The 14,502-nt window shown below is 59.6% G+C and carries 10 protein-coding genes; 6 read left to right on the top strand and 4 right to left on the bottom strand.

Annotated elements, in window-relative coordinates; translation table 11 throughout:
• Positions 1-18: 18 nt before the first annotated feature.
• The 4 genes from PLANPX_RS07415 to PLANPX_RS07400 form a co-directional block, all read right to left on the bottom strand.
• Positions 19-2,826 carry an ABC transporter permease gene (locus PLANPX_RS07415; RefSeq protein ID WP_152098117.1) on the bottom strand — a complete coding sequence of 936 codons (2,808 nt, stop codon included), beginning with the start codon at positions 2,824-2,826 and terminating at the stop codon, positions 19-21.
• Complete coding sequence (locus PLANPX_RS07410) at positions 2,826-3,611, bottom strand: ABC transporter ATP-binding protein (RefSeq protein WP_232536319.1); 786 nt, start codon at positions 3,609-3,611, stop codon at positions 2,826-2,828. The genes PLANPX_RS07415 and PLANPX_RS07410 overlap by 1 nt, the downstream gene beginning before the upstream one ends.
• Before the next feature lie 74 nt (positions 3,612-3,685).
• The gene (locus tag PLANPX_RS07405; protein WP_152098116.1) at positions 3,686-3,976 is read right to left on the bottom strand and encodes a hypothetical protein; all 291 of its coding nucleotides are present in this window, start codon (positions 3,974-3,976) and stop codon (positions 3,686-3,688) included.
• A 156-nt stretch (positions 3,977-4,132) separates the two neighbouring features.
• Positions 4,133-5,074 carry a DUF1559 domain-containing protein gene (locus PLANPX_RS07400; RefSeq protein WP_152098115.1) on the bottom strand — a complete coding sequence of 314 codons (942 nt, stop codon included), beginning with the start codon at positions 5,072-5,074 and terminating at the stop codon, positions 4,133-4,135.
• A 314-nt stretch (positions 5,075-5,388) separates the two neighbouring features.
• Between PLANPX_RS07400 and PLANPX_RS07395 the strand changes: the two genes are divergently transcribed.
• The 6 genes from PLANPX_RS07395 (at position 5,389) to PLANPX_RS07370 (ending at position 14,481) form a co-directional block, all read left to right on the top strand.
• A complete protein-coding gene (locus PLANPX_RS07395; RefSeq protein WP_152098114.1) occupies positions 5,389-7,914 on the top strand; it encodes a formylglycine-generating enzyme family protein in 2,526 nt (841 codons plus the stop codon).
• Between the two features lie 160 nt (positions 7,915-8,074).
• The gene (locus PLANPX_RS07390) at positions 8,075-9,094 is read left to right on the top strand and encodes a formylglycine-generating enzyme family protein (RefSeq protein WP_172991922.1); all 1,020 of its coding nucleotides are present in this window, start codon (positions 8,075-8,077) and stop codon (positions 9,092-9,094) included.
• Between the two features lie 135 nt (positions 9,095-9,229).
• A complete protein-coding gene (locus PLANPX_RS07385) occupies positions 9,230-10,459 on the top strand; it encodes a formylglycine-generating enzyme family protein (RefSeq protein ID WP_172991921.1) in 1,230 nt (409 codons plus the stop codon).
• A 28-nt stretch (positions 10,460-10,487) separates the two neighbouring features.
• Positions 10,488-11,615, top strand: coding sequence for a prenyltransferase/squalene oxidase repeat-containing protein (locus tag PLANPX_RS07380; protein WP_152098111.1), 1,128 nt, complete (start codon positions 10,488-10,490; stop codon positions 11,613-11,615).
• A 663-nt stretch (positions 11,616-12,278) separates the two neighbouring features.
• Positions 12,279-12,662 carry a hypothetical protein gene (locus PLANPX_RS07375; RefSeq protein ID WP_152098110.1) on the top strand — a complete coding sequence of 128 codons (384 nt, stop codon included), beginning with the start codon at positions 12,279-12,281 and terminating at the stop codon, positions 12,660-12,662.
• Positions 12,663-13,122: 460 nt separating this feature from the next.
• Entirely contained in the window at positions 13,123-14,481 is a 1,359-nt protein-coding gene (locus PLANPX_RS07370; RefSeq protein WP_152098109.1) for a hypothetical protein, read from the top strand.
• Positions 14,482-14,502 lie beyond the last annotated feature (21 nt).

The following is a 14,502-nucleotide window of genomic DNA, read 5'->3' as shown; positions in this document are numbered from 1 at the left end:
ATGCAGAGGAGCCTGCCCCTAGCCGACGCCCCTTCCATCCTGAAGCAGCCGCAAGGGTTCGCAACGGCTGGCCACGACGGCGGGCCCTAACGCCGCGGCGATCGACAGCAGGGCAGCCGCCAGCATGCCGGGGGCAATCTTCAACCAGGGAATGACGAGCGTTGTGTTCAAGCCGCCGTGGACGTCGACGTAACGCGTAACTTCTGTACCGCAATAGCCGACGGCGACGCCGAAACCGAGGCTCAACAAACACGCGGCAAGGCTAATTAGCAGCGTTTCGGCGAGGATCAATCGCAACAGCGCGAATCGCGTCATGCCAATGGATCGCAAGACTCCCAGTTCCCAGCGGCGGCTACGTACCGAGCTGAGTACTGCGCTGGCGACGCCGAGCGACGTAACGGCCAGCGTGATGAGCGGCAGTTTGCTGAGGCCCCAGATAATGGCGTCGGCATGCTTTTGAACGATGCCCCGCAAGGTCGACGTTAACTGCACCCGCGCCTGTATTGGCCGTTGAGGCTTCGCATCCCCCGAAGCCGTGGCGGCAACTTGTTGAGCAGGAGCATTTAGCGCAGCTGACAGCGCCTTTCCAAGAGTCGCTTCCGTTTGCGAGCCGTCGACGCTCGCCCACAAAAATCGCAAATCGCCAATCGCGAAATCGCGACGAACTTCGCCGATGGGAGCAAAGACCATAGCCGCCGAACGGGGACTTCTCGTGCGCAGGCCGCCTTTGCTCGCCAGATGCCAGCCTTCGAGCGAGACGACGCCGGCGATTTCATAGGAGACGGTGCGTTCCGGGTCGGCGGGAGGAACCAATTCCAACTGCGAGCCGACGCCGAGGCCGCTTTGGCGTTCGAAGTGATCAGGGACAAGACAATAGCGGCCTGACTTCAGCTTGGCTACGGCTTCTTCGCGAGTACCGTCAACAAACCTGACGTTTAGCAGCGGGTGGTCGCCGCCAAAGGCGCGGTCGACATCGACGCCGGCGAGAACGCAGTTGTCTTGCCGCGTGACCGTCGCGCGAGTTTTGGCGTCTGTGACGTCTTCGGCGAATTTGGGCTGCTCGATCGCTAGCGGCAGGAGGTCGCGGACGACGCCGGCGCCAGCCAAGGCTTCGAGCTGTGCGTCGGTCGCTCCGTGAGAAATCATCACAAGCGCTTCGGGCATCCATTCGCCCGGCATGAAGGGCGCCAACATCGAATATCCCCACGTCTGCATCGCCACGAAGAGTCCCAACCCGACCGAAAGCGTGAGCGTCACGCTCAACGACCGCCAAAGGTTGGCAGTTAATTGCGTAGCGAGAAGCTGCGGGTTGAGGCGTAGTAAAAACGCGATAAGCGGCGAGGCGACTCGTTCGACGACGCGAAACAACAGCGGGGCGATCAGCAGAAATCCAATCGCGGTCGTTGCGCAACCAATCGCCGCGAACGTAACGTAGCGGGCGGAAGCGGGAATCGGCGCATAGAACATCACGAGAGGGTTAAAGGCGATCAGCGCTGCGCCGAGCAAACCTAAGCGAGCGTTGCGGTAAGCCGGCGCGGCCGCGGGTCGGCGGATCATCCCCTCCAAGGGCGTGGCGGAAATCGCGCACCACGAGGGGTATAGCGAGGCCAGCATCGCGCCGCCTAATGCACAAGCCCCTGATAGAAGAACGCACCAGCTGCCGAGCGAAGCCCCCCCCGGAAAGAGCGCAGGGCGAAGCCATGCCATCAGCTGGAGCAGGCCCCAACCGGCCAACAAACCGCCTCCCCAGCCGATGAGCCCCAGGAGGGCGCCTTCCAGGGCGACGATCGCTACGATGTGCCAATTCTTCAGCGCGATCGCCCGCAGCATGGCGAACTGTCGAATCCGCTCCTGCACGCTCATGCTCAACGTCGACATGATGATGAACAGCGCCGCCAGCAACGACAGCCCCGTGGCGGAGTACGACTGAATTCTCGCCGACTCGGAAGTAAAGCTCGATTGAAGTTCGCCGTCGATCTGCTCCGCTGTTTGGAGTTCGGCCTGCTGTGAAAAATCCCGATGTTCCGCCGCAAAACGCTGCATGAATTCGGATGGTTCGACGTTCGGCTTCAACACGATGCCGCCGTAGGAAGGGGGCGCGTCGTTGCCGAGGATTTCTCTTGCAACCTGCAACGGAACGTAAAGGACGGCATCTGCTGGTCCATATTGCAAGACCTCCAGGCGCATCGACGGCATTTCAGCGTTCAGGCTCATCGGCGGAAGTCGGTCGAGCTGTTCGACGATGCCGACGATGGTTACCGTTCGCTTTGTACCATTGGCGAAATCCGAGATCGTCAGCGCGTCGCCAATCTCGATCCCCAACTCGGCGGCGCAAGCGGCGCTGATTGCCCCCTCGGCAGAACGCTGCGGCGAAATCCACGCTCCTTTCAATAACGGATAGGGAGGCGCGGCCGCGTCGCTGCCTGCCAGCATCGGTAGCGAGTCTTGCTTGACTCTCGCGGCGCCCGGGTTGCCGGGCGGCAGAGCCACTCGCACGCGGGCTTGAAGCACCGAATCGAGCGATTCGACGGCCGTGTCGCTGCGTATTTGATCAAGCGCGGAGATCGGCAACGTGGGAGTCTGGCGTGGCCCGAACGTCGTAGTTTCCTTGGGCCGAGCCGGCACGACGATGACCTGATATCTACCGAGATACTCGTCGCTGAATTTATCGAAGTGCACGAGCAACGAATCGTAGCTGCTGACAACCCACACGACGACGCACGCCGCTGCGACGGTGGCCAGCGTCGTAAGGACGAGCCGCCCCGGTCGACGCCGATATTCAGCGGCTACCAGCGCGAGAACCACGTTAGAGCGAAGCAGACCCATTAAACGGCCGGGGTGGGGAGCGAAGTCGGGGCGTGAAGCGCCGCTTGATACCGCGCGGCTAACTCTTGCGGTTCGAATCGCGTGGAAGCGTCAAATTCCGCTTGCACACGACCATCTTTCATAACGACGACTCGATCGGCCCAGGCGGCGACGCTCGGCTCGTGAGTCACGACGATGATCGTGCGGCGGCGCTCCTGCGATAGTTCGTAAAGCAACTGACAAACGGCTTGCCCATTATTCGAGTCGAGGCTGCCGGTCGGTTCGTCGGCTAGCACGATAGCCGGATCTTGCACGATGGCTCTGGCTATGGCGACGCGCTGCTGTTCGCCGCCGCTGAGGGAATCGGGAAGGTGCTCGCGGCGACTGGTCAATCCAATTCGCTCGATCAAATCATTCAGCCGCTCCTCCATTGCATTGGAACGGCCGGCGGCCAAGAGCGGCAGCGCGATATTCGCCTCCGCCGTCAGCGTGGGGATGAGATTGAACGCCTGAAACACCAAGCCGATGCGCTCGTGGCGAAACTTGGTCAGTCGTCGATCCGAAAGCGAGAAAAGATCTTGGTCGCCAATTAAAACTCGGCCGGAGTCGGGCCGAGTCAGTCCGGCGATCACGTGCATGAGCGTGCTCTTGCCGCAGCCGCTGGAGCCCATCACCGCTACGAATTCGCCTTCGTCGACCGTCAGCGACGCGTCCTGCAGGGCGTCGATCGTCGCGGCTCCCTGGCGGAACCGTTTGACTATCGACTCGACTCGCAACAGTGGAGCGGCGCCGCGCGTCATAAGCATGTAGGCCTTAAATCTAGACTTCGCCGCAACGAACGTTGGCGACGATTGAACCGCGTATGAGTGAACGCTGGAGTTTAACGTGTCAGGTCAATGGGCGCGATCTCCCCGCTAGTGCCGTTGACAGTTACCCTCAGCGTCGATTTTTCGGGATCAGCATATTTACCCTGCAACTGATCGTCGCTGGCAATTTGCTGTCCGTCAAACTCGACGTAACGAGGCCACGCAACGGTAACGACGTATTCGCCTTGCGGAACGCCGTCGCCGTTTACATAGGTGCTGGGGCGATACGTACCATCCGCTTCAACAATTGCCGTCGCTAGTGGCGTGCGACCCGGAAGTTGAGAAACCAAGTAAAAGCCGACCACGGCTCGGTTCGCTGGACTTCCGTCGACGAGCACCTTCCCTGCTACTGGAACAGTAGACGGAGCAGCGGAGCCGCACCCCGCGGCCGCTAAGCAACAAACGATTGCGAACGCTGATGCCGCCCGTCGATGTGGCGAACGAGACATGTTCATGAGCGATTATTCGTCGGCGTAAACGCCGTCATCCGCCGCCCGCGTCATGTAGGCGAACATAGTTCGTACTGATATTTCCTGCGAGATGAAGCGAGCGCTGCCGTCGCAGAAAGAGACGTTCGCCCCGCTCGGGTGGAAGGCGTAGATGCCTTGGCTGTTGCTGCAGTTTACCGCGCAGGCAGCACCGGCTGTCAGGCCGCTGCCGTCGTATCCTTGGAAAACGAAAATGCGCTGCGAAGCCCATGCCATCCACCATGTCGGGTATTGCAGCTTCGAGTTCGTCGACTGCTTCGCGTTAAGCAAGTAATGATCCGGGCGCCCCGCCTGTTCGACGATCAGAGTCGTGTACGATAGACCGTCGGTGACCCATTTCATGGGGTGAGGAAGATCGTCTTCCCCCGGCCCTCCATAGAGCACGGGACGAAGATCGTCGCTGCCGTATTGCACGCCGGTCGCGACCGCCGACGCGGCGTCCAGCAAGTACGCAACGGAGTAGTCAGCAGCAAAGCCGGTTGTGTTGAACGGCATTCCCCCTGCTGCTGTCAGCGGATTGATTCGATCAGTCGGCGTTTGCGGACTCGAGGCGCAAATGGCGATCGGCAGCGGCGTGTTGCCAGCTGCCTCGTTCTCCGGGGCGTAGAAATTCTTCGTGTCGTCGTAAGCGTTGGCCAACGTCGCCTGTTCCAGATAGGGAAGCAAATCCACGAACCACCCGTGTTGCCGCCCGGCGGCATTGATCCGTGCCGGCGGGAAAGCCCCCTTAGCGCTAGCATGATTCTGAAAGCCGAGCATCAGCTGCCGCATGTTGTTGAGGCAAGATGCCCGCCGGGACGCCTCGCGCGCTGCTTGAACCGCCGGCAACAGCAAAGCAACGAGTACGCCAATAATTGCAATAACGACGAGGAGTTCGACCAGCGTGAATGCTCGTTTATTGCGGATAGTCGTCAATGGAGTGAACCCCTCAAGGCTGCTCGACTCATGGCGCGGAACGGTTGAATTGAACCATTTTGGCCGAGAGATGATAGCGTGTCGCTTTTTTCGCCGCGCGCGTCGCTTTTAGCAGCGCGTATGTAGGGCCTTGGATTTTCATCGTATGATAAGCCCCCTTCTTGTTGGTGGCCGCCGGCGTCTAGGTTAGCAGTCGGTGACGACCAACGAAGCGAATGATGCCACGGCAAAATTGATGGGGCCTGGGCTCACACCTGCGAGAAGCCGCTAAGCAATTGCTCAGCTCCGACGGAATTTTTTTTTAGAGCCTGCTGATGATGGATTCAGATCGACGCATGCGGTTCAGCATCGTCGCGATCACCTTCTGGATTGCGGGAGGCGCGGCACAAGCGGTCGACATTCACTGGGTAACAGTAGGCAACCCTGGCAACTTCGGCGGCCCGGAAACTTACGGTCGCGTTTTCGGTTCCGTCGCCTACGCTTACGAGATCGGCCGCTTCGAGGTGACGAATGGCCAATACGCCGAATTTCTGAACTCGAAGGACCCCGCCGGAACGAACTCGCTGTCTCTATACCACGCTAGTATGGCGAGCGACGCCAACGGCGGGATCTTGCTCAACGCTTCGGCCGCCCTAGGAGCGAAGTTCGAAACGAAGCCCGGCTACCAGTCACACCCCGTGAACTTCGTTTCGTGGTTCGATGCGGCGCGATTTGCAAATTGGCTGAACAACGGCCAAGGCGACGCTGATACTGAGACGGGCGCCTACACCCTCGAAGGAGGACTAGCCACGCCGACAAACGCCAAGACGGTCACACGGAATAGCGGCGCGCTCATCGCGTTGCCGAGCGAAGACGAATGGTACAAGGCCGCGTACTTCGATCCGGACAAAGGCGGGCAGCCAGGCTACTGGACCTACCCCACGAAGTCCGACGCTCCGCCAACTTCGTCGTTTCCCACCGCTGTCCCGAACTCCGCCAACATCATCGGCAACGGATTCGCGCTGACGCCTGGTCAAGGCTCTAGCGGGTCCGACATTGTTGCCGGTGTTGATTACCTCACGGACGTTGGCGCCTATTCGGCTTCGGTCAGCGCAATGGGGACGTTCGATCAGGCCGGCAGCCTTTGGGAATGGAACGAGTCGATCATGAATATGCCCGGAGGCTCGGCCGGCGTCCGCGGCAACATGGGAGGTTCATTCTACAACAGCGCTAATCTGACGACCAATCTCGGCTGGGCAGCGTCCAACGCCTACGTTCAGGAAGCGGGTCTCGGCTTTCGCTTGATTCGCCTACAGCCGCTGGTTGGCGACTTCAACGGGGACGGCGTCGTCGACAGCCTTGATCTCACCGATCCTGAAATGGGCTGGAAGGCCCGCTTCGGCGTCGACTTGGATGGCGAAGACTTCCTTGCCTGGCAACGGAATTGCAGTCCGGCACCGGCCGCTTCCACGGCTGAGGCAAATACAGTTCCTGAGCCTCAATCGTGGAGCCTGGCAATCGTACCGGCGTTGCTACTCGGAGGACGCCGCGGTTGGCGACGGTTCACAGCTGCTATGCACCGCGCTCTCATTGGCGGCATCCGCACGTCGATTGCCTGGGCGACGGCGACCATCGGGATACTTGCTGCGGCCCCAGCCAGCGGCGTGACGATCGACTGGACGCCGGTCGGCGACGTCGGCAACTACGACGGCCCCGTTACCTTGAACGGCAACACCTATGGCGGCGTCGACTACTTCTACAGTATCGGCAAGTACGAGGTCACCAACAATCAGTACGTCGAGTTCCTCAATGCGAAGGATCCGCTGGGCGTCAATCCGTTCGATCTTTACAACGCGAACATGACGTCGCATGCCACCGGCGGCATTCTGTTCAATGCGTCGGGTGAGCCGGGCGCCAAGTACAGTGCGAAAGCGACTTCGGGCAACCACCCCGTTAACTACGTCTCTTGGTTTGATTCGCTGCGATTCATCAACTGGCTGAACAACGGCCAAGGCAACGCCGACACCGAAACGGGCGCGTATACCCTCCTTGGCGGTACGCCGACCCCCAGCAATGCGCGAACGATCGAGCGCAATCCTGGCGCAGTGATCGCACTGCCGTCGGAAGACGAATGGTACAAAGCCGCTTACTACGATCCGAAGAAGTCGGGCGGTCCCGGTTACTGGCTCTATCCGACGCAAAGCGATCAAACGCCGCTTTCCGCTCCCCCCTCCGCCACGCCTAATTCGGCCAACATCCGCGGCGATGGATTTGCTCTCACGCCCGGCGAAGGAACCGGCGGGACCGACATCAAACCGACAGTCGATTACCTTACAGACGTCGGCGCCTACACGGGGTCGCCCAGTTACTACGGCACGTTCGATCAGGCGGGCAACGTCATCGAATGGCACGAACAATACTTGATGCCTTGGTCGACGAGCCCCGCGGGAGTGCGCGGCGTCCGCGGCGCGGCGTTCCACAACGAGGAATCGTTCGCCAATAGCATGGGAGGGGCGGCTTCGACGGCGTCGGTGCAGAGCGTCGGGCAAGGTTTTCGCGTCGTTAACCTCGCGGCGATAACGCTGCCAGGCGATTTCAACGGCGACGGCTTCGTCGACGGCGCTGACCTTACCGACCCAACGCTGGGTTGGGCGGCTCGTTTCGGCATCGACCTTGACGGCCAGGCGTTTCTTACATGGCAACGAAGCTACCAGTTGGCTCCACCTGCCGCAGCAGCCGTCGTCGGTGCAGTGGTTCCAGAGCCAAGCGGACTGCCGTTGGTTTCGATCATCGTCGCCGGCGGAACAGCTCTCCTACGACCGTTCGCTCGTGCGAGTCGCGTCAACCGAACGACCGCATGAGCTGCATGTAGATCTCTCGTTTGTTAGTGCGATGTTTGTATTCGCTTGAGCGTTTTTCACCTTTGATTGAGGAGCTTTGCTAATGTCCCGTCGTGTTATTGGTCGTTTCGCGGCCGCGCTTGCATGCGCGGCCATTCCGTTGCAAGCCCATGCAGTCTCGATGAGCACCGTCCCTGTCGGCAACCCCGGCAACGCTGGGCAACTATCGGGAGCCAGCGTCATCGGCAGCCCTGCTGACGGGGCGAGCACTCCTTACGCCGGCTTCGGCCCTGACGGCGTCGTGGGCGGAGTCAACTACAACTACCGCATCGGCACGTACGAAGTGACGAATGCGCAGTACGTCGAGTTCCTCAACGCCAAAGCAACGACCGACTCCCTTGGCCTATATAACGCGGCCATGGGCAGCAACGCCCGCGGCGGCATTGTGCAAAGCGGCGTTAGCGGCAGCTTCGCTTACACGCTCAAAGACAACATGGGCAACAAGCCAGTAAACTTCGTCGGCTTCTTCGATTCGCTCCGCTTTATCAACTGGCTCGGCAATGGCCAGGGAGCCGGCAACACCGAGACCGGGTCATACACGCTCCTCGGCGGCACCGCCGCGCCAAGCAATGCGACGACCGTCGCCCGCAACGCCGGCGCCAAGTGGGTCCTCCCGACTGAAAGCGAAGCCTACAAAGCCGCATACTACGATCCTCGCACCGCTGCACAGGGCGGCCCCGCCGGCGACGATCATTACTGGCTGTACGCCACAAAGAGCGACATTGAACCGACGAGCGCGACTGCCAATGCCGTGGGCGATATCAGCAATCCCGGAGCCAACGTTGCTAACTGGGGCAATGGCGCCGATTGGAATGCGCTCGATGGCAACGTCACCACCGTCGGCAGCGCTGGGCCGCTGAGCGCCAGCTACTATGGCACCTACGACCAAGCCGGAAGCGTCTACGAATGGAACGAATCGCTGATCACCGGCACGAATCGCGGCATCCGCAGCGGCTCGTTCCAAGAGGTTTCTCACCGCATGCGGGCCTATCTCCGCGGCGCACAGCCGACGACCACTGAAATCCAGAATCTTGGTTTCCGCGTTGCTTTTGTTCCCGAACCGCACGCCGGTTTGTTGGCGATGCTCGGCGCTAGCCTCGTCGGGCTAGTTCAGCGTCGTTTTTCGAAGCGAAACGGCTAATCGCATCGACGGTGCGATTTCGGCTGAGATGGCGATCAATCGGCGCAAGCTGCTGGCAACACTCGATTACTGCAAGAAATGACACGGATAGCGTTACTTCATTTACGTGTTGCCAGCGGCTTGCTTGCGTTAGCGATGCACGTCGCTTCGGCTGACATCGTTTTCGCCGTGACGATTGATTGGGCGACCGTCGGAGACACGGGTAATTACGGCGGTCCTGAGTCGTATGGTCGAACGTTCGGGGCAGTTAACTACGCCTATCAAATTGGCAAATACGAGGTCACGAACGCGCAGTATGCGGAGTTCTTAAACATCAAAGATCCTTCCGGAACCAATCCCTACGGGCTATACAACGCCAAGATGGGCACAGACGCGAACGGAGGAATTCTGTTTGACGCGACGGCGAATCAAGGAAGCAAATACAGCTTGAAGCAAGGCAGCGGTCAGCAACCGGTCAACTTCGTTTCATGGTTTGATTCCGTGAGGTTTACGAACTGGCTGAACAACGGCCAGGGAGACGCCGACACGGAGACCGGCGCCTACACGTTACAGGGCGGAACTACGGTGCCAACTGGCGCGAAAGCGATTATACGCAACTCTGGAGCGACGATCGTTCTGCCAACGGAGGACGAGTGGTACAAGGCGGCCTACTACGACCCCGAAAAAACCGGCGGCGCAGGCTACTGGACCTACCCGACTCGCAGCGACAGCGTACCGACCTCTACGTTTCCGGGCCCGACGCCGAACGCAGCGAACCTCATCGGCAACGGCTTTGCCATGACGCCCGGCGCGGGGACGCGGCCGCTCGACATCGTTCCCGGCATCAACTACCTGACCAACGTCGGGGCGTATACGGCGTCGAGCAACTACTACGGAACGTTCGATCAAGCAGGCAATGTCTACGAATGGAATGAGGCGTTGCTGATGCCAGAAGCGGCGACGACTGCAGGCGTCCGCGGCGTGATGGGGGGGTCGTTTTACAATCCAGGCGAGTATGGCACGAATCTGGGTTGGTTTGCATCGACTGCGACCGTTGAGAACGTCGGCCAAGGCTTTCGCGTCGTCAACTTGGCGACTCCCGCCGCTCCCGGCGACTTCAATGGAGATGGCTCCGTTGACAATGCTGATTTAACGGATCCAATCCGAGGGTGGGAGGCCCGTTTCGGCGTCGATTTAGACGGCGGTGACTTCCTTGATTGGCAACGCAATTATTCAGGCCCGTCTCCCGAAGCCACGACGGCAGGCGTCCCGGAACCCAACGCCAGTGCGATTGTGCTAACGATCGCCACACTTGCGGGAACCTTGCGAGTTCGGACCAGACGAACGTCCAGCGGACATCACTGCGTAACAAACACCACGAAATAACCTTAATTTCAATTGAAGGCGTCGTTATATGAATACGCTTACGCGTCACGCTACGCTCTTTCTAGCAGTTGCTGTTTGCGGCATCTCATTCGCCGACTGCAGCGGAGCGGAAACGGTGAAGGCCGAGGCAACGCCCTACGAGCAAGCCGTTGCAAAAGGCCTCGATTACCTCAACAAGAACGCTCAGCCTGACGGTGGCTTTAGCACTCGCCTGGGTCCTGGCATAACCGGCCTCGCAGCGACCGCCATGCTGCGGCACGACGTCGAACGCGACGATCCAATCGTTGCGAAGGCGCTGCAGTTCATGCAAGGGTGCGTCCAAGAGAACGGCAGCATCACGATGGTGAAGCCAGGCACCACCAACTACGACACTAGCATCGGCCTGGAATGCTTCGTCGCCGCCAACGACGACGGCCGTTACGATGAAATCGTCGCCGGGGCCGTCGACTTCCTGACCCACGTTCAGCGTGATGAGGAGGAAGAACGCAAACCCAGCGACGCCGACTACGGCGGTCTCGGTTACCACGCGAAAACGCCTGGCGGGGATTTGTCGAACACCCACATGATGCTCGACGCCATCGAGTCAGCCGGCGTGAAGCCCGACGTCCCTGCGGTGGAGAAGTCGCTCATCTTCGTCTCGCGCTGCCAAAACCTCGCCAGCGAGCACAACACGCTCGAGTTCGCCGCCAAAGTGAACGACGGCGGCTTTTACTACTCGCCTTGTCACACCGGCTACGGCGCCGCCGGCAAAGCGGCGGAGGGAGGCGTCAAAAGTTACGCGTCGATGACCTTTTGCGGACTAAAATGCATGCTCTACGCCGGGCTTACTCCCGACGATCCCCGCGTGCAGGCTGCGATCAAATGGCTGCAGAAGAATTATTCGGTCGACTCAAATGCCGGGCTCGGCACTTCTGGGCAGTACTACCACTTCTACGTGATGGCTCGGACGCTGGCAGCTCTCGGCTCTCCAACCTTCGAGGACGCCAACGGCGTTAAGCATGACTGGCGGAAAGAATTGACCGAGGAGTTGATCAAGCGGCAAAATCCCGACGGCTCATGGACCAACAAGGACAATCGTTGGTACGAAAACGACCCGAACCTCGCTACGTCTTTTGCCTTGTTGGCGTTGTCATATTGCGAGCCGCAAAAGCAGTAGGTCTGTGCATTGCATGACGGGATGTCGGAGTCCAGTTTGACCAGCATCCGCCAGATGGTTCCAACCATACGGCAACCTGAATTATCGCGATTGTTTCGCGACGAATTGCCGCAAGACGGCCCCCATTTCGAAAGACAATGCAGCTTGCCTATACTGGCGCCGGGAAATGCGAAAGACCCTTTTCAGTCTCATACACCTCGCGATCTTCTCCAGCAAAATTTTAAGACGGAAACGGTCGACGCACGGCTTCACCGTAAGACGCTGGAACGCGCAGAGCGTCGGGCGAGTTCAATTCGGGACAACTAAGCCCCTGCTCACTGTCGCGTCGACTTCCTGAAGAAGCCGCTCTAAGCCGATCACTACCGCCGAGAACGCCCGAGCTTGCGGTGATGCCGAAGGCAACACCTGCCAGACGGTAAGTCGGCAATCTGCCGGCGAGGGGCGTCTCGAAATCAGAACGGCAAGCGGTGCGCCCTGCGGCGTGCAGTCGACGTGCTAGCTGCACTCAAAACTGAGCAACATTTCCAGCCATGGGAGCTTGCGATACGACTAAACGCCGGGCCAAAATGCCGCTCCAGCATCAACTTCGACCGATGCGTCAACGTTGACCGTCACGCACTCAGCTTTGAGATACAGACAACGCCCCTGCCACGTTGCTTCGGAATGCTGCTCTCGTTGACGCTCGCCCTTACCATGGGCCACGTGACGGCAGTGCAGACGGTCTTCAGCAACGATTTCGAGTCGGACACAGCAGGCTTTACCCCGAGTGTCTCGCTCGTCGCACTCAGTCGAGCCTCCCTACTGACCGACAGCGGCAGGCTCGCACCTCCCAACCAGTCCACGTGGCTCGGCAAACTGGTCAGCAACGTCACCAAGAGCGGATCACTCGATGAGAGCGTCTCGCTCGTAGATACGGGCCTAACGCCGGGGCAACTCTACTCCGTCGCCTTTGATCTGTTTATCGGCGCGTCGTGGGATGGTTCAGCTAGCAGCCCCTACGGCCCCGACTCATGGCGTCTCGTCGTCGACGGCGGTCCGTGCAGTTAAGAATGCTCTGGTTGCCGGCCCGGGATGACTACAATCTAGTTGGAGTGGCCGGCAAAACGGTAAGCTATGCTCTTCATCGGTGGCTGAGTCGAGCGCGTCGCCGATCAGTAGCCGCAGCGCGTAGGCAACAAAAGCCGGCCGCCGCTCCCTCTTAAAAGTCGAGCTGGTGCTGCTACAAAATACGCAGGATCCCGGCTTAGATGCTCCGCCCTGATTCTCGCTCGTCAGTAGCCAAGCTATCGCCACCGCTCGCCCTGTCTTCCTAGTTTTCCAAATTCCGTACGGCAATCTTTGCCGTTCGAGACCGAATTACTTGGCGAGCAGCAGTTGAATCGGTGATAATCGCCCGGACAAAAGCTGCTCGCGCGTGGCGAGCACTTGTTCCGGAGAAGCGGTTAGTTTTCCCGCAAGGAGCAGAATGATGGCCCTCTCTCGTCGTTTCGAGGTCCTGTCTTGTTGTTTGTCTCTATCTCTATTCCTGGCTCAATCAGCGACTGCTGAAGAGTCGAAGCCTGTCACCGTCCTCATTGAGGCGGACGTGGTAACGATTGACGGAGACGCCAGCGACGACGCGGCGGAGGAGGCAAAGGAGGAGTCGAAAGACGACTCCGACCCGACCGGCGAGCAGCCTACTCACAAGCAATCTGCGCTTATCAATATCAACGCTGACGGCCTCTCCCAGGCGAGCGTTCAATGTTTCTGCCTGATGGGCGATGACCAGCTCCTGGCTGGCTGCACGGGGAACGCGAATGAGATTCGCGTCTTTGATGCTGAGGGCAAGTTCCTGAAGTCGATTGAGCTGCCCGTGGCTCCGGAAGCGATTAACGTCGCTAAGGACGGAACCATTCTGGTGGCCGGTGAGGGAGAGCTAATCCGTCTTTCGAAGGACGGGGAGATTGTGACTAAGGCCGAGTCGCCTCATGCTGCTGCGATTCGCGAAGCGAAGAAGCAGGTGCGGGAGCAAACCATTGAACAGCACAAGCAGCAAGCCGACATGCTGCCCCAGATGCTCGAAACGTATGACACGGCGATTAAGGCACTGAAGGACCAGATTGATGGCCTAAAGGACCAAGAGAATGCCGACGAGCAGCTCGCGACGTTGGAAGAGACGATTAAGTCCTACGAGTCTGCGAAAGAGCAGATGAAGAAAGAGTACGGCACTGCCGAGGAGCTGACTGAGGAGAAGATTGAAGAAATGGTGCAGGCCGCGATTCAGTACAAGCTGAAGGTCGCGTCGATTAGCTCTGATGGAGATGCGGTCTACGTTGCTTGCGGAATGCCCGCTGGCTACGGCTACGCGGTCTGGAAGTTGAACCCGGACTTTGCTGAAGGGAAGGAAATCGTCTCTGGCCTCAGTGGCTGCTGCGGTCAGATGGATGTTCAAGCGAATGCTGACGGAGTGTTCGTAGCGGAGAACTCGCGGAAGCGAGTCCGTCGCTTTGACGCCGAGGGGAAGTCTATCTGTGACTGGGGCAAAGCCTCAGAGGGCGTTGAAGGATTCGGGAGCTGCTGCAATCCGATGAATCTCGCCTTCGGCACGAACGGTGCCGTCTACACGGCGGAAGATACCACTGGTCGTATCAAGCGCTATTCGAATGACGGGAAGCTGCTGAGCGTTGTCGGCGCCGCCGATGTTGTTCCGGGCTGCAAGAAAGTCTCGATTGGCGTCGATTCGACCGGCGACCGTGTCTACATGCTCGACATTACGAAGAACAACGTCGCGGTTCTGACCCGGGTTCTTCCCGACCCGAAGGAACCGCTTGCTGATGCCGTCTCGGCGAAGAGCGGCGGTATTCTCAGCCTGCTCGGCCTCGAATAGCAGGCGGCTAATTTCTCACAT

The organism is Lacipirellula parvula, from assembly GCF_009177095.1.
In the GTDB taxonomy this organism is placed as follows: domain Bacteria; phylum Planctomycetota; class Planctomycetia; order Pirellulales; family Lacipirellulaceae; genus Lacipirellula; species Lacipirellula parvula.
This window is presented reverse-complemented; position numbering and strand designations above follow the sequence as displayed.